This is a genomic window from Prevotella sp. P3-122 (assembly GCF_002251365.1).
Lineage (GTDB): Bacteria > Bacteroidota > Bacteroidia > Bacteroidales > Bacteroidaceae > Prevotella.
Genome location: NZ_NPJH01000082.1, coordinates 108190 through 123593 on the forward strand (window position 1 = coordinate 108190; position 15404 = coordinate 123593).

The 15404-nt window shown below is 47.8% G+C and carries 11 protein-coding genes and 1 pseudogene; 2 read left to right on the forward strand and 10 right to left on the reverse strand.

Going from position 1 to position 15404, the window contains the following annotated elements; all coding sequences use genetic code 11:
- The first annotated feature begins 73 nt into the window (after positions 1-73).
- Together CIL02_RS13760 and CIL02_RS13765 are read left to right on the forward strand one after the other, a co-directional pair.
- Positions 74-394 (forward strand): metal-sulfur cluster assembly factor, encoded by a 321-nt coding sequence (locus CIL02_RS13760; protein WP_094402569.1) that lies wholly within the window; start codon positions 74-76, stop codon positions 392-394.
- 2 nt (positions 395-396) lie between these two features.
- Positions 397-1161 carry a UDP-2,3-diacylglucosamine diphosphatase gene (locus CIL02_RS13765; protein ID WP_094402571.1) on the forward strand — a complete coding sequence of 255 codons (765 nt, stop codon included), beginning with the start codon at positions 397-399 and terminating at the stop codon, positions 1159-1161.
- A 75-nt stretch (positions 1162-1236) separates the two neighbouring features.
- Here CIL02_RS13765 and CIL02_RS13770 read toward each other — a convergent pair whose 3' ends face one another.
- The 10 genes and pseudogenes from CIL02_RS13770 to CIL02_RS13820 all read right to left on the reverse strand — a co-directional run.
- Complete coding sequence (locus tag CIL02_RS13770) at positions 1237-1836, reverse strand: flavin reductase (protein ID WP_094402573.1); 600 nt, start codon at positions 1834-1836, stop codon at positions 1237-1239.
- A gap of 289 nt (positions 1837-2125) precedes the next feature.
- Positions 2126-2887 carry a hypothetical protein gene (locus CIL02_RS13775; RefSeq protein ID WP_094402574.1) on the reverse strand — a complete coding sequence of 254 codons (762 nt, stop codon included), beginning with the start codon at positions 2885-2887 and terminating at the stop codon, positions 2126-2128.
- Between the two features lie 32 nt (positions 2888-2919).
- The gene (locus CIL02_RS13780; protein WP_141210242.1) at positions 2920-3969 is read right to left on the reverse strand and encodes a hypothetical protein; all 1050 of its coding nucleotides are present in this window, start codon (positions 3967-3969) and stop codon (positions 2920-2922) included.
- A 9-nt stretch (positions 3970-3978) separates the two neighbouring features.
- Positions 3979-4965, reverse strand: a complete 987-nt coding sequence (locus CIL02_RS13785) for a hypothetical protein (RefSeq protein ID WP_141210243.1) — start codon at positions 4963-4965, stop codon at positions 3979-3981.
- Positions 4966-5002: 37 nt separating this feature from the next.
- Entirely contained in the window at positions 5003-5827 is an 825-nt protein-coding gene (locus CIL02_RS13790; protein ID WP_094402580.1) for a hypothetical protein, read from the reverse strand.
- A 13-nt stretch (positions 5828-5840) separates the two neighbouring features.
- Positions 5841-6974, reverse strand: coding sequence for a hypothetical protein (locus CIL02_RS13795; RefSeq protein WP_094402581.1), 1134 nt, complete (start codon positions 6972-6974; stop codon positions 5841-5843).
- A gap of 119 nt (positions 6975-7093) precedes the next feature.
- A complete protein-coding gene (locus tag CIL02_RS13800; protein ID WP_141210244.1) occupies positions 7094-7717 on the reverse strand; it encodes a hypothetical protein in 624 nt (207 codons plus the stop codon).
- Between the two features lie 11 nt (positions 7718-7728).
- A complete protein-coding gene (locus tag CIL02_RS13805; protein WP_094402584.1) occupies positions 7729-10830 on the reverse strand; it encodes a tubulin-like doman-containing protein in 3102 nt (1033 codons plus the stop codon).
- Between the two features lie 30 nt (positions 10831-10860).
- Complete coding sequence (locus CIL02_RS16145) at positions 10861-11175, reverse strand: hypothetical protein (protein WP_141210245.1); 315 nt, start codon at positions 11173-11175, stop codon at positions 10861-10863.
- Between the two features lie 1047 nt (positions 11176-12222).
- A pseudogene (locus CIL02_RS13820) lies at positions 12223-15279 on the reverse strand (efflux RND transporter permease subunit); the annotation flags it as partial.
- Positions 15280-15404 lie beyond the last annotated feature (125 nt).

Here is a 15404-nt window from a genome sequence, read left to right on the forward strand (position 1 = left end):
TTTTTATTCCTGAGTGCAGCCTATCTCATTTTTTTTACGTACATTTGCACTATCAATATTGAACGAAACAAATATGACACAGGAAGAGAAAACAAGAATTGAGGAAAGAATAGTAGACGTTCTCAAGACCGTCTACGACCCAGAGATACCTGTAGACATATGGAATCTCGGAATGATATACAAGATTGACGTACAGGAAGACGGCACCGTGGATGTTGACATGACGTTCACTGCCCCATCTTGTCCTGCGGCCGATTTCATACTTGAGGACGTAAGGACAAAGATAGAGAGCGTGGACGGTGTGACGGGTGCCAACATAAACCTCGTCTTCGACCCCGTATGGGACCAGAGCATGATGAGCGAGGAGGCAAGGGTAGAACTGGGATTTGAGTAATTATGAAGAATGTATATTTCCTGAGCGACGCACATCTCGGATCCCTGGCCATTGACCATGGCAGGATGCAGGAGAGGAGGCTCGTCAGATTTCTCGACAGCATAAAGGAAAAAGCCAAGGCCATATACCTGCTTGGGGACATGTTCGACTTCTGGAACGAGTACAAATACGTTGTACCCAAGGGCTACACGCGCTTCCTCGGAAAACTGTCAGAGCTTACCGACATGGGAGTGGAGGTACATTTCTTCACCGGCAACCACGACATCTGGACATACGGTTACCTTGAGAAAGAATGTGGGCTTACCGTACATACCAAACCGGAGACGACAGAGATTTACGACAAGGTGTTCTATCTCGCCCATGGCGACGGGCTCGGCGACCCCGACAACAAGTTCAAGCTCCTGAGGAAGGTCTTCCACAACCGTCTATGCCAACGGCTGCTAAACTTCGCACACCCATGGTGGGGAATGCAGCTCGGACTGAACTGGGCCAAACACTCGCGGTTGAAGAGGGCCGACGGCAAGGAGGCTCCCTACATGGGCGAGGATAAAGAGTTCCTGGTTACATACACAAAGGAGTACATGAAGACACACCCCGACATCGACTTCTTCATCTATGGTCACCGCCACATAGAGCTCGACCTGATGCTTAGCCGCAAGACGCGCATGATGATACTCGGAGACTGGATATGGCAGTTCACCTATGCAGTCTTCGACGGAGAACACATGTTCATAGAAGAATATGTCGAGGGCGAGAGCCGTCCCTGACGCAGCGTGGCAAGAGGCGGCAGCCAGTTTTCTCACCATCCCTGTATGCCAATGATGGTGAGAAAACGGCCTAGCTCACGAGTTTTTCCTAAAGTCCGAGGCCGGATGCTTGCATGTCGGGCAGACAAAGTCGTCGGGCAAGGTCTCGCCTTCATATATATAGCCGCACACGGTGCATATCCATCCCTTCTTCCGGTTTTGCGGCGCCGGCTTAATGTTCTTGTGGTAATAGCTGTATGTGGCAGACGGTGTATCTTCGGTGACAAAGGCATCAGTCACTTCGGCAATAAACAGCGTGTGCGTACCGAGGTCGACAGTCTGTTCCACCTTTGCGCACATCACGGCATTAACGCCATCCACAATATATATCACGCCGTTCTCAAGCCTGAAGAACGTAAAGTCTTTTGTCTTGTCCACATCCTTCCCGCTCTGGAAACCCCAATGCTTGAAAGTGTCGAACTTGGCATCCTCCGACAATACCGAGACATTGAACACCCCCGTACGCAATATCATGTCGTGCGTATAGTTGTTTTTGTTAATCGTTACCGATATGCGATTTGGTGTTGTTGTCTGCTGCACTACAGTATTTGTCACGCAGCCATTGTCTCTGTCACCTTCGTGGGCTGTCACCACAAAGAGTCCGTAGGATAGTTTGTAAAAAACAGAATTGTCCATATTGTTGCATTATTATGTTGTGATAATCTGCCTGCAAAAATACAAAAAAATCAGGAAAGCAGCAACAAAAAAAACCTCACTTTGAGACTCCTCGTATCGTTAATATGTTTTCCCTCCGCTGTTGCTATCTATGCTTTTGCTCTTACAGCCCGACAATTACCCACAATAGAATTAGGGTGTCCAATTTTTGCGCATCAAATTGGACACCCTGGCTTATACCCCAGTATTTTTCGCTGAGCCAAAACTCTTCACTTTGACACCCTATATAGCTAATGCCAAAAGGCAGGGATTACAGGCTGTCAAGGGCATTCAGCATATCCTCTATGCCTTCCCCACCCTTGGTAACCTCTTCTTCCTGCTTGATCTTTTCTAGACTGGCGGTCACCTCCTGTTCCGACTTTGTGAGCACGTCATCGCTAAGCGTGACACCCGGCAGGTTGCGCAGTTTCGGGTCGCTGAGTCCCGATGCTTGGTCAGCTTCCTTGATATATGTGCGTATTTTTGATTTCTGAGCCGCAAAATTGTCAACAAGTCCCACTTTCACCGCCTTGCCCATGTTGGTAATCTGCTTGATGGCGGTAGATAGTGTGCTTACAAGCGACAGTGACTTCAGCGGGTCCTTAAGGTCAACAATCTCCTTGAAATGGTCCTTGAGGTCAACAGCCTCCTTGCCGACATTCACGATGTCTGAACTGAGTATGGCAGCAGCCTTACCCGCCTGGAAGTACTGCATGAACGCCTGATACCGGTCTCTTATATTGCCCTGCTCATCCACCACGGCCACAATGGTATCACCCGTCTCAGCAATGGCAATCTTCTTCACGTCGTAGAAAGTCATGCCTCCAACAAGTTTCTGCACATTGGCGTATAGCGAGTCTCCTGCCACGAGTATTTCATCTAGAGCAGCCACATCCGTTTTCTGACCAGCCTCATGCGACCATTTCAGGCTCGACACGAGTTCAGTAGGTGTCAGTACTTTTTTTCCTTTCTCTTTTTTTGCAGAGGCTGTCATTGTAAGACCCAATGCAATAATAACAAACAGTTTTCTCATAAAATAAAACTTATTTTTATTAAACAAAGTGATTAGTCTTCTTTTAGTACTACCAACAGTTTTGCATCTCCCGAATGTTTGATTTCGTTCGATTTGTATTTCTTCACTCCATCAGTGTAATGGAACACGAGAGTGTCGTCATATCCGCCATTAAATTCAAGGGAGAAATTGCCTTGCTCGTCAGTATCAAATTGGATTTTGGTCCTTACAGCATCAGAGTCGCCATAATGGTCTTCAAGAGTAACGCCTGATATTTTCTGTTGTTTTCTCTTTACCCACACATTTTCATGTTTGTACATAATGCTGACAGTTCCCTCGAGCACTTTCGTCTGACGTTTCTCGCTAAGAAGCTTTCCGAACTTATCGGCCAGAGTTTTTGCAGCCCCGATGCTTGAGAGCTGATAGAGCCTGTTATACCAATAAGCAGCACTGTCGAGAGTACAGATGACATAGTTTTTGTTGGCCTCTCCGGTCTGCGCGGCTTTTATGTAGCGTTTCGCATACAGGGTAGCGTTCTCGTTGGCCACCATCAGTTGTGGCAGCAATGCAAGTCTTTTGCGTGCGAAGTTCCTGTCGAATTCAGAAGAGCTCGCGTTATTGACAATGTCATCATACATTTCCTGAGCATCGCCGAACCGCAGTTTTTCGTAGAACCTGTTTGCCTGAGCCACAACAGCCGAAGGCACCGACACGCGTATTCTGTAAACGCACTTGCCCTTCAACTCGTCAAGCCCCCACTCGACGAAAGACACTCTCAAGGCATGGAACTCGCTGTGCTGCAACACTATGTCGGTAGCGCCGTAGTCAGGGTCAGCAGTGACGTACGCCCACAGTTCTCCTGTTTTGTGAACAGTCTTTCCTACCGTTGCGTTTTGTTCCACTTGTACGCCATCGAGCGGTATCTCTATTTTAATCAAGGCATACGGCTGTTTGTTGTTGTCGTATTCGATATTGGCCTGAGCCTCAAGGTCTGTAGCGTCATAATACATGGTGTCCACCACGAGTTCACCCTGCTGCGCATTAGCAATGACGGCATACGCCATCATCAAAATTGTGGACGCTATTCTCATTATTACTTTCATACGGATCGGTTAGTTTGGAAGCACGAAGTCTTTTGCGGTATATTTTTTCGTATCGTCAGGATGCTGCCAAACACGGACGAGAATTTGCGGACTTTCCGGATCTTTAAAATCCCAAATGACGAACAGATGTCCCACATCGCTATAACTAGTTGTATTCCAGTGCTGGGTGCAGTCCACCATATAGTATCTCGGATTACCACCGTGACGGCGGTATTTCTTGTCGGTGAAGAGGATATTGATCTGCGGATTGGCCTTAGGATTGAATATCTTGGCCAGTTTGCTGAGATACTCCTTCTTTGTGGAGACATTATACTCAAATGCCGCCTGGTCTCTGAGGCGCGCGTCAGTATGTTGCCTTACCATTTTTCTTTTTCCCGTTATGATGAGAGCGTCCTCGCTGAAGACAGCCTCAAAGAACGACATGTCGCGCATGTTGTATGCTGTCTGCAGCTGGTCCATCCAGTGTGCCAGCATCTTTCGGTTGTACTCATCCTCCACGTCGACGGCATTTTTCAGTATCTCCCCATACTGCTGCTTGCTCATAGTGATGTTGAAATCGACAATGCACCCTCTCCGGTCGAAATTGATGCTGACCTCGTTGTACTCCTTTTTGGCCTCCCCCTTCACGGTCTGCATCCTCATCGGGATATTTCTCACCTGATACTGGTTGCCTCGCATGGAAAGTACCGTTTCCTCTATGTACGCCTCTTCCTCGCCCTCGTCGAGCCATACGTGCATGTGCTGGTATTTCCAGATTAGGAGAATTGTCTGCCTTGCCTCGTCATTAATATTCAGCCCGTTGAAGTTGAGCGTATTCTTCCCTGCCTCCTGAGCCTCGTTGAGCATTTCAAGCAATTTCGTGGCCTGGCTCTCGATATTTGTCTTCAGCGTAGGGTCATCTATGCCGTTTCTCACCACGAAAGTGACTGACGATGATGCAATGGCAACGGCATTCAGCGCAAGTCCAAGGAAAAGTGTCAAAAATATCTTTTTCATTGTTCCGAAATTATTGTCTTGTTATAAATAACTTTTATTACAATCTAAACCACAACCTACTGTTGTATTTCCCGAGGCTGTCTTCATTCCCGGTTTTGTAGTCCCATCGCTTACCGTCACGTTCCGGACTGAGAATGGTGACTCCATTATTAGTGGCCACCACCCAATAGCTCTGCGAGGAGTTCCGGCAGCTTGCCGGCGAGCCAAATCCCTTTACGTTCAACAACGACTTCTGTTCCGTGAGAATAGCCTCTGCCTGATCAATAGTGCTTGCACCTGCTATTTTCGCAAGCGTGGCAGCCCTGCTGCCTGTAATCTGTGCGAAAAACCCTCCTGCAATATTATTACTACTGGGATTGTCGGCGGGAAGTGCCTCACTTTCTGGTTGCGGAGTTTCAACTTGCCCTGTTGCAAGCTGCTGGGGCTCAGGCTTTGCAGTTTCCGTCTGCGCCGAGTCTACGATTTCCTCCACCTTCGACTCCATCTTCGGCAAAACATCCTCTACTTTCATTACAGTAACACCCGACCTGCTCGTAGTAATATCCTTCTTCTTCACATACAGGAAAACGCGATACATATCACCCCTTTTTAGCGAGATACTGCTTGCTACCTGCCCGATGTCCTTAACAATCACGGCTACGGCATCTTCGGGAACATCCGAATTTACAACATACTCTTTCACTTGCCTGTCTAATTCTGCCTTTGCGACATTTGCAGCATCCTCTTCTGTAGCCTCAGTAGACTCTGCGTAGATGTACTCCTTGCTTTTTTTTATCTTTGTGATGTCGCTGGCCGTCAGCTGTGCCATTGAGCCAACAGCTACCGTCATGGCGGCGACAACAGTAAATAGTCTCTTTATCATACCGATTATTTTTTTATTTCATGTCGTTATACAATTCCTCTATGTCGTGAGTCATAACATAGCCAGTAAGAGAGACTTTTATGTTCCCCTTACGGGTGTCCAAGTCCTTAACATTCATTCTCACTCTCATCAGATGCTCGTAAGCCTGCTGATGATTGCGCATTTCCACCACGGCATCGATGTCGCCGGAAGCTTCGTTGTAGCCGACAACTCCAAAATAAGGGCGACAGCCCTCATCAAGACAGAACCCTACGAGTTGTGAAAGTTTTACGTTGTAGGTATCTTTCTTGAAATTATATTTAAGCTGCCTTATCTCCACATTGAAATCATTGGCAATATCGTTACCTGTAAACAGGTTGGCGACACTTTCCACGGGAAAACGCGACGAGCATACCAGAACAAAAGTGCCGGCTGCGCCTTTTGCTTTACTGTAGAACCTTTGGTTGCGCATAGACCTTATGGAGTTGACCCCCTTGTCGAGGACGTAGACACCATCTTTCTCCACAAGAGCCTGCGCATCAGGTGGCACCACACTGTCGCTATGAGATGTGTGGCTCATAATGTCATGTCTCAGCCTTTCCTCGTTTTCAAGCATAAAGCTGCCACGTAGCAATTCATAATTGGACGGGAAGAAAATTCTGCACACCACATCCTCACCTCTACTCCACTCCACAGAATAAGCCCTTTCCGTGTGATTGGTAATTCCAAAAGATAGAGTTGAGTCGGCAAACAGCGTGGGTAGCATGGCGAGATTTCCTTTCTCGAATGTGACCCTGTCAAGCTTAAGCCTGTTGCTGACCTCATCAGGCCGATGGCAGTTGAGCATGACGTCAAGTACATACCTTTCAATAAAGTCATATACTGGGGAAGGCTGTTCAAGCCGAAGTTCTTTAGGGAAGACACTGAACCCTATATTTTCCACTTTTCCGGCTCTTTTCACTATGGTAAGCGAATTGCCATTATAGGAAAACAGCCCGCAGTGGATGCCAGCCCTGAGAGTGTCAATACTTTGGGCAATACTCAATTTCCTTGCCATTTCTGCAAGTTTCCGCGTTCTGTATTTGTCATAGGTCTGTGCCCACACCTGTCCAACAAGGCAGAGGTCAACGAACAAGAATGCCAAAATAGCAATGAGGAATCTTCTCATAGAAAGAAACTGTTTGCGATGATGAACAACCTATTGCTTCCAAGGTTTCGCATCTGTCCTCCCAATGGAAGACAGACACGAAATCAAAAAAAACAATTGTAGCAACTCTCACACTATCCTTAGAGCTTCTCGCTGATGCCAGAGAGCAGCTGGCTCTCGCCACCGATGACAGCCTCACCGCCCACGAGACGTCCGCCACTCACCTTGGCGCCTCTAATCTTGTCGCCACGGCGGAAGGTCAGAGTGTTGTCATCCTCGTCGTGGAGACTGATGGTAACGGTGCTGGTGAAAGTAATAATGCCGGCCGCTTTGTCGTACTTAGCCCTGCCGCCGAATACAGTATTTGTAGTTGGCTTTGGGTCCACCTTCTCCGGTTCTTTCTTGGTTTCCTCTTCTGTCTTCACCTCGGGTTTATCGACTTTAGCCGTATCTACTTTCACTGTGTCCTTCTTCAAAGTGTCCACCTGGACGGTGTCTGGCCCAGGACTAATAGGGTCGGTCTTATCACCAGATGAACAAGCCTTGAAGATGCCGAATCCTCCACCTCCGAGAACGATTAATGCGGCTGCTATCAGTCCTACGAGTTTTTTGTTTTTCTTAAACCAATTAGGTTTCTTCCCACCGTCAAACGGTATTACAGGTTCTCCACATTCAGGGCATACCATTTCCGACTTCTCAACCTCTTGTGGCTGGTTGAACATCGCGCAGTCTTCATTTCTGCAAATTACTTTTATTTTTGCCATACCTTATTATATTATAAGTCTTTCAATTTTTCGTTAATAATCTCCATCGCCAGATTCTTGTATTCAGCATAAAGTGGATTGAACTGGTTGCCTTCGCATATAGTGGGCAGAATGATTTGCTGCACCACTCCACCAAGGAGTTTCCTAACTTCCATCTTCTGGTCGTTGCTGCGGGCCTTTATATGAAGTTCCTTTTCCACCTGCTGCTCAAGCGACTTCAGTTTCTTGAAGTCCTGTTTCAGTGCGTTGACGCATCCAAGGAAGTCTTTTCCTATCTTTACCCACTGGTCGCCAAACACCTCGTCGGGCACCTTAATGGCAAGGAACTTTTCTCCCGTGACGGGGTCTTGCTGCTGTTGCACGAGGTTCAGAGCCAAAGCCAGAAGAGTTGCTTTCTTAGCTGGATGCTCAAGGTCGGCTGAATTGAGTTCAAACAGGTCGGGCAGAGGTGTCGGGAAGCTCTCCGTGTGCAGCACCATCTTGTTGAGTTTACCTTGCGGAGCAGCCAAGAGTCGGTTATATTTTTCGCGCAATGTCTGCACGTTAAGCAGGAAGCGCAATGGGAAGCCGGCTTTTGCACAAACCACCACCATCTGATTAGACTTGAAATTCTCCGAGAAGTCACCATCGGTGAAACTTGGAATGAAGCCAGTCTGCTTATTGCTGAAGGCCACACCGAGATCCTTGACAAATTTTTCCTCCTGATCGTTTGTTGGCTTAGGCATAGCAACCTGTACCATAGGTACCATTGCTCCTTGATTGTCACCTATCACGGCTGCCGTCTCAGTAGGATTGAACTGGACGTACGAGCGTGCCAAGTTGATTACACTATCAACAAAGGCCTCTATCTTCTCCTCACTGTTCAGCTCATTCTTGAGCTTTTCAAGAATATTTACGCCCACCATTTTGTAGAGAGGATCTTTCTTTGCCGTTTCCTCCATAGCCGTGCGTGCGTTCTTCGAACAGATATTGATAATGATGTCAGAAGCAGTATTGATGTCAACAGAAGCGTTGAGCTGTGCGAAAGAGCGTACTCCGTCTTCACCGAGCGACTCTATCATCTTCTGTCTGATTTCAGTAGAGTTGGCATTCTGCAGGTCATAGTCACTTACATACTGTCTTGTAAGGTCGTGCACCACCTCAGGCTTGTACTTCTTCATCTTGCCCTCTTCAGGAGAAGCATTGAGCTGACACTTTGCAGAAGCCTGGTCAACCACTTGCTTCAATATCTCGTCGAGTTCCTGCTTCATTGCCTGTATTCCAAGAATCATGCTGTTAAGCTCGATGCCTATCTGCTGTAAGAGCTGAATGGCATAAGCATAAGATTCTATCTTAGTCTCAAGCACATAATATTCGCACTTTGCAGTCTTGAACTCAGCGAAAGTCTTCGATGCTGCATTGGTTACGGCATCTCGTATCCAACCGATGTTGTTCCACTTCACATTAGCAGCCTTGATGTCGGCAGCCTTCTCCTCGCGTTGCTGTTCAAGTTTTGAGATCTGCTGTTTGAACGCACCTATGCGGTCCTCGCAGTCCTGACGAAGTATCATGGCATACTTCTCTATCTGCAGCATGCTCTTTCCTTCCTTTCCTCCACTTGCCCATTCTTCAAATAGTTTGCTTTCAATGTGGCGACGAATAAAGCTGGCGTAAGCCTTTATTTCCTTAGTCTGGATCTCAAAGAATTTCTTCACTCCATGCTTGCGGAAACCGTTGCTATAGTATTCGTCGATGAGTTTTGTGAACTGTGCGAGCCACTGCTTCTTTTCATACTGTTGCTGCACCAGTCCGGCATCTCCCTGTGTGCGTGTTTCCCATGTAATGTTAAATGCGCGCCAGTTCTTAGTGCTATCATTCTCTATTACAGGCTTTTCCAGTGTAAGGTCGGCATTGGCGAGTTTGAGCTTACCACGGTTTTTCGGGTCTTTTATCTCGTCAAGATATCCCGAGCCAACCTCTTCCAGTGTACACTCGCCATATCCAATGCCCTCTTGCCAAAGGTTGTAGGTCAGCTGACGTGTAGCTTGGATAGCATAATTGTAGGTAACATACTCGTCGATTTCGGTCTCTGGATATTCCACACGCACCACTCCAAACGACAAGAACTTGCGGCTGCGAGTCTGCTCACCGCTCAAATCGTGTTCAGGACCGGCACCATCGTTCTCACATCCCACAAGGCGCGACATCTGTCCATTCTTGTCTGCTCCAACAACAACTATCTGGAATATGAAGTCTGCAACAGCCTTTGGCAGTTTAGTGCCGAGGTCAAGGTTCTTGCCTTGCTCGTTTACGTTTGTATACACATAACATGCCTCGAACGACTCCTGGTTTTGCAGCAGACGCTGCACCTTCTGTGTGAAGATGTCTTTCTCGCCCGTAACGTCAAACGGAGCGTATTTGCCAACGCTGATTGCGTTAAGCTCTGAGAGGGCGGCATATCCGTTGGCTTGGTAGAAGCCGTTGTCATGCTTCTGGTTCACCACGTTAATCTCAGGTATGTACACAAACAGTCTGATCTTGAAGGCCTTGGTAGATTCCTGATATGGAAATTCCTTGCGTATCTGTGAGATGACATCAACAATAGAGCCAGAGCCTGTTCCACCCGCCAGTCCTGCGCAGATGGTGAAAGTCACGTCGTTGTCTTCCGAACTCTTTTGCAGGGCAGTAACAGCCGCTTTGAGCTTTGTCACAAAGTTCTTTTCAGCCTGATTGCGGTCGCAGATGTTGTTTGCAATGAGCATACGGCCCAAGCGGCGGCGCTGCCCTCCTATACCAGCGGTGATGAGCGGTCCCATGTGCTGGTCGATAAGCTGCTTGTCATCGTCGTTGATAAAGCTCTGCAATCCGGGATATTGGCCTAACGATTGCAGTGCGGCCGTACTTATGCCGTTGATGTTAACTTTCTGTGCATCGCCAAGGTGGACGCTCTTACCGAGCACTTTCCATCCTGTCCTGTCGTTAAGGTCTGCTGGCGAGGAATCAACATAGAGGTAGTTGATATTACATCCGTTGCCAGGTTCATTGCTACGGAATTCCTCATAGATACGCTTGCGAAGCTCACGGACTACTTTTCCTCCCGTGCCTCCGAGTCCAATAATCAAGTTGTTTGCCATAATATTATAGTTTTTGAATTAAATCATTATTCAGAACACATCCTCTGAGGGTGTGTACGACCGTTTTGGTGTTCCTTTCCCAGGCTTGCCATCTCTCATACTTAAGATTACGAGTATTGAGGCAACTATCACTGCCCCCAGACACCACAGGATGTCATAGAGCAGTTCTTCCTTTACCAAACTGACGAAATAATCTATCATCGAATTTGGCATCTGAGCCACAGTACCCTCATATGAGTAATCGCAAAGATAGTGTTGCAGAAGTGGATAATGGTCAAAGAGACTGTCAAGCACAGGTTTGGCCTCCGACTCCTTTATCCACATGTTGCCATCAATATTGAGCATATTGAAAATTTGCTGGATATATGCCTTATAATCATCAGCTGAACTGATGATCTTTATTTCTCCAACTATAAAGACACAATGAAATGCCAAAATCAAAAACAATATAGCACAGATGATGTATGACACAGGTGTCAACGGCATGTTCTTATACCAGTTGGAGATTATAAAAAAGAATAACGCAACGAAGATTATCGCTATAAGGACGCCCCAAATCAGACTTCCCATTGAAAAACTAATAATTTCTGCCAATCCAGACAACATAATACAAAAGTTTAATGCCCATAGGTCCCCAAAAATGAGCTGATACTGTTTAGGTTATTATGCGAATACAAAAAAACGTGGGAACTCGCCGCTGCCTGTCCCACGAACTGAGGCCTTCGCATTGCCCGATACAGTGAACAGACAACGTTAGACCCCCATGCCGAATATTATATAATTCCCTAAGAGCTAATTGTAAGCCTCTGAAAACTAGACTTACTAATAGCTCTACGGAAGTATAATATACTCTCGCCAGATGTCTACCGTTGTTATGTTCCAGACTGTATCAGAAAGTTGCGAAGTTTCAGTTCGTCAAGAACAGAACGTTTGGTAAACGCCTTTTCATATGTCGCGCCTCTCCCTCCCTTGTGTCTTTCGACACCTTCGGCATGGGTACAAGGCATGAATGTAACCCAAAAGAACCTGTCAAAAAGGTTAATTCTGCTGCAAATATAATAATATTATTATATATAACAAAAAAAAACAAACGTTTTTTAATTATATCTTTTTTAGTGATGACAAAGAACTTTGTATGGTTCGAATTTGCCGCGGCATTGATAAAGCCTCATCATTATTGGGTCAGTGGGATAATTGTGTGTATGATGTTTATCGAGGATTGACGGATAACGCTTATTCTACTGGCATAACCAAAGGTAGCCGGCTAACCAAAGGCAACCGGCTGAAAAAGGCAAGGGTGAGGAAAGATACTCGGAGCGCATTGACAAACATACTGACATCAACAGCTTTTGTGCCGTGGTGACAGACAATGATGCTGTAGCGGGAGTACGCTTAGCGTCCCGTTTTCCCGAAGTGCTCCTGAATTGTCTGAAAGACGATGAACAGGGTGGGGACAACGAAGAGCAGGCCTATTGTGCCAAACAACATTCCGCCTACTGTGCTTACTCCTACCGAAATGTTGCCGTTGGCACCCACTCCATGGGCAAACATCAGGGGAAGCATACCGAATACCATTGTCATTGAAGCCGTCAGAATAGGACGCAGACGAGCCTTGGCAGCCGACATGGCAGCTGCTGTGATCGTCATTCCCTGGCGACGGCGGTCGGAGGCATATTCCGTCAGCAAGATGGCAGTCTTTGACAACAGACCGATGAGCATGATGAGTCCTGTCTGCATATAGATATTGTTTTCCAATCCCCAAAACTTGGCAAAAAGGAAACTGCCCATCAGACCGAAGGGTACGGAAAGGATGACAGCGAAGGGGATGGTCAGGCTCTCGTATAGGGCACAGAGGATGAGGTAGATGAAAACAATGCAGATGACGAACACCAAAGTGGTGGTGTTGCCGGTTGATGCCTCCTCGCGCGACATGCCTCCAAACTCATAGCCATAACCCTCGGGCAATGTGGCGTCAGCCACTTCCTCAATAGCTTTCAGAGCCTGCCCGGAACTGTAACCGTCGGCTGGCGTGCCAGAGACACTGATGGCTGAAAAGAGGTTGAAGCGCGAAAGACTCTCAGAGCCATATACTCTCGCGAGTGTGAGATACTGCGATACAGGCGACATCTCACCACTGCTGTTGCGCACGAAGATATTGTTGAGGGCCTCGGTGTCAAGACGATATTCAGGAGCAGCCTGCACCATCACACGATAGAGCTTGGTGAAGCGGTTGAGGTTGCTCGAATAGCTGCCTCCTACATATCCCGACAATGTACTGAGCACATCGGCTGGCGATATGCCATTGCGCTTGCAGAGGGCTGCATCAACTTCCACCATGTATTGCGGATACTTGGTGTCGAAGGTGGTGTAGGCGCGCGACACCTCCGGGCGTTTGTTCAGGGCATCGAGAAAATTGTTGGTATATCGCAGCAGGTCGTCGATACTGCCTCCCTTCTTGTCCTGAACATAGAGGTCGAAGCCGTTGCTCATGCCGTAGCCGGAAATCATCGGACTCGTCTAGACACGTATCTTGGCTGCCTTTATACTATCGGTGCGGCGGTAGATCTCGTTCATCACTGAATTGACGTCGTCACCTTTTTCCTTTCGCTCACTCCAGTTTTTCAGTCGGATGGTGAACGAACCGGCAGATGCCGACTGGTTGTGTACTGCGTCCTTACCCGTAACGCGCGAATAGATTTTTATCTGAGGTATATCCTTTATCGACTGTTCAATCCTGTCCATTATTTGTCCTGTTTCCTCAAGGTTGGTGCCGGGGGATGTCTGCACGTTCACGTTGATAGTGCCCATGTCCTCCTGTGGCACGAGTCCTGTCTTGGTTGTGCCCATCAATGCCACCAATGCAATCACTGCCACAAAGATGCTGCCAATACCAAGTCGTTTGTGGTGGAAAAGAAACGCTACTCCTGTCATGTATTTTTGCTGAAGACGAAGGAACGAGGTGTCGAAGGCATAATGGAAGCGGTCGGAGAATCCTATCTTCCCTCCTTGCTCGTTTTTGGCGCGAGGATGCAGGATGAGGGCGCAGAGTGCCGGACTCAGGGTCATGGCATTGAGTAGGGATATAGCCACTGCCACTGCCATCGTCAATCCGAATTGTGTATAGAACGTGCCCGTTGTACCGCCCATGAAGCTCACGGGGATGAATACCGCCATAAAGACAATGGTGGTGGTCACCAGTACCGAAGACAGACCGCCCATGGCATCAACAGCAGCATTATAGGCGGAGGTATATCCCTCTTCAAAACGAGCCTGCACAGCCTCTACCACAACGATACTGTCATCCACAACAGTACCAATGACAAGTACAAGGGCAAAGAGGGTAAGAAGGTTAAGGCTGAATCCTACGACATACAGGAAGGCAAAGGTGCCTATGAGCGACACGATGATGGCCAGGGAGGGTATGAGGGTGGCGCGAATGTCGTGGAGGAAGAAATATACCACCAACACTACCAGCAGGATAGCCACAATCAGAGTCTCCACTACATTGGCAATGGAGGCGTCGAGGAAGTCCTTGGTACTCGTCACGTCGGCCAATACCATTCCCTTGGGCAATGACGACGATATGTCGGCAGTCACCTTGTCTATCTCCTTGATAATCTCGTTGGCATTGGATCCTGATGTCTGTGCCGTCATACAGTTGGCTCCCGGATGTCCGTTGGTAGAACTGAGCATGGCATAGTTCTCTGCTCCCATCTCTATGCGGGCCACATCCTTCAGTCGCAGGACATCACCACTGGGAAGCGACTTTATGACCATATTGCCATAGTCCTCCTCCTGTTCATAGCGTCCGCGGTATTTCAGCACATACTGGAATGTGTTGGATGATTCAGCACCCAAGGTGCCGGTTGGCGACTCGATGTTCTGTTCGTCCAACACCGTCTTGATGTCGGCAGGAACAAGACCGTATTGGGCCATTCGCTGAGGGTCGAGCCATATTCTCATCGAGTAGCTTGCTCCCCATATATTCACATCTCCCACACCAGCAATACGCGAGAGCCGTGGCTCGATGTTTATCTTCATGTAGTTGGTAAGGAAATTGGCATCGAAAGAATCGTTGGGCGAATAGAGCGAGATGGCTTTCAGCGAGTTGCTCTGTCGCTTCCTCACCGTTATTCCCGACTTTGTCACCTCTGCAGGAAGCAGTCCCTGTGCCGAGGCAACGCGGTTTTGCACGTTCACCACCGACATGTCGGGATCTGTTCCTTGTTTGAAATATACGCTGATGGAAGCGGAACCGGTGTTGGTGGCGGTAGAGGTCATATACATCATGTTCTCCACACCGTTGAGTTGCTCTTCGAGTGGAGTGATGACGCTCTTCATCACTGTTTCGGCGTTGGCTCCGGTGTAAGTGGCCGTTACCCTCACTGTAGGCGGTGCTATATCCGGAAATTGTTCGATAGGCAACTGGCTCAAGCCTATGAGGCCTAATCGGGTAGGAGGTAAATGCTAATCATAGAAAGGCATTTGCCTCCTACTTTCACATTTACCGACCTCCCACACCACCGTACAAGCGGTTCCGCATACGGCGGTTTCGCGCTTTCTCATCTCACGAT

Excerpts from the sequence above, each read along its gene's own strand:
- CIL02_RS13775 (WP_094402574.1), bottom strand. The coding sequence starts at position 2,887 with ATGAGAAAACTGTTTGTTATTATTGCATTGGGTCTTACAATGACAGCC.
- CIL02_RS13785 (WP_141210243.1), bottom strand. The coding sequence starts at position 4,965 with ATGAAAAAGATATTTTTGACACTTTTCCTTGGACTTGCGCTGAATGCC.
- CIL02_RS13765 (WP_094402571.1), top strand. The coding sequence starts at position 397 with ATGAAGAATGTATATTTCCTGAGCGACGCACATCTCGGATCCCTGGCC.
- CIL02_RS13805 (WP_094402584.1), bottom strand. The coding sequence starts at position 10,830 with ATGGCAAACAACTTGATTATTGGACTCGGAGGCACGGGAGGAAAAGTA.
- CIL02_RS13795 (WP_094402581.1), bottom strand. The coding sequence starts at position 6,974 with ATGAGAAGATTCCTCATTGCTATTTTGGCATTCTTGTTCGTTGACCTC.
- CIL02_RS13790 (WP_094402580.1), bottom strand. The coding sequence starts at position 5,827 with ATGATAAAGAGACTATTTACTGTTGTCGCCGCCATGACGGTAGCTGTT.
- CIL02_RS13780 (WP_141210242.1), bottom strand. The coding sequence starts at position 3,969 with ATGAAAGTAATAATGAGAATAGCGTCCACAATTTTGATGATGGCGTAT.
- CIL02_RS13770 (WP_094402573.1), bottom strand. The coding sequence starts at position 1,836 with ATGGACAATTCTGTTTTTTACAAACTATCCTACGGACTCTTTGTGGTG.
- CIL02_RS16145 (WP_141210245.1), bottom strand. The coding sequence starts at position 11,175 with ATGCTCAATATTGATGGCAACATGTGGATAAAGGAGTCGGAGGCCAAA.
- CIL02_RS13760 (WP_094402569.1), top strand. The coding sequence starts at position 74 with ATGACACAGGAAGAGAAAACAAGAATTGAGGAAAGAATAGTAGACGTT.
- CIL02_RS13800 (WP_141210244.1), bottom strand. The coding sequence starts at position 7,717 with ATGGCAAAAATAAAAGTAATTTGCAGAAATGAAGACTGCGCGATGTTC.